Origin of the sequence: Marinobacter lipolyticus (assembly GCF_018424605.1) — a bacterium.
Taxonomy (GTDB): domain Bacteria; phylum Pseudomonadota; class Gammaproteobacteria; order Pseudomonadales; family Oleiphilaceae; genus Marinobacter; species Marinobacter lipolyticus_B.
In genome coordinates, this window is the sequence record NZ_QTKT01000028.1 from 1 (window position 1) to 595 (window position 595).

At 51.3% G+C, this 595-nt stretch carries 1 protein-coding gene and 1 pseudogene; both read left to right on the plus strand.

The genetic code is table 11. The features are described 5' to 3' along the window. The coding region (locus tag DYI22_RS17295) for a hypothetical protein (protein WP_213479296.1) at positions 1-233 on the plus strand (233 nt) is incomplete at its 5' end. 108 nt (positions 234-341) lie between these two features. After that, positions 342-464: pseudogene (locus DYI22_RS17725) on the plus strand (DUF3024 domain-containing protein); the annotation flags it as partial. Positions 465-595: the final 131 nt, after the last annotated feature.

A 595-nucleotide genomic window follows, 5' to 3' on the forward strand; every position in this document is an offset into this window, starting at 1 on the left:
GCTACGCACTGGTTACCGGTCTCTCGAATGAGGAGCCTGCCATCATCGAGCTGCTGCATGAAGGCCCCCAGCGGCCACTGGGGGTGGGCCTCAATTTACCCAAACACGGCAGGAATTATCCATACAAAGCCATGCACCGGATGCCAAACCCTCCGCTTCGCTGCGGTTTTGTAACCGGTGATGGCTGGCATTATGTGGGCGTTCCCATAGAGAATCCATATGGCATTCAGTGAGTTCGAAGCAAAGAAAATTGAGCGGGCCGCTTCTGAATTTCTTGAAGACCGGAGGCCGCCAGTCGAGATCCGGTCCAATTTAGATCTAGACGTTCGAGTTTCTGGACAAAGCTCTACTGGATGCGTAGCGACTTAAAGTGGAACTCCTACACGCCAGAACCTGAGTCACGCTCCATCGAGGAATTTTTTGCTATCGTAAATGCCGACGAGAATGGCTGTTTCTTCGGGTAGCACGTAACCAGTGACTGTGGTGTCAATCACATATATTAAGCCATATTTTCACGCCACGGCTCTTGGTTCTTGATCATGGTATTGAGCACCACAATCATCTTTCGCATGCAGGCAACGACGGCCACTTTTGG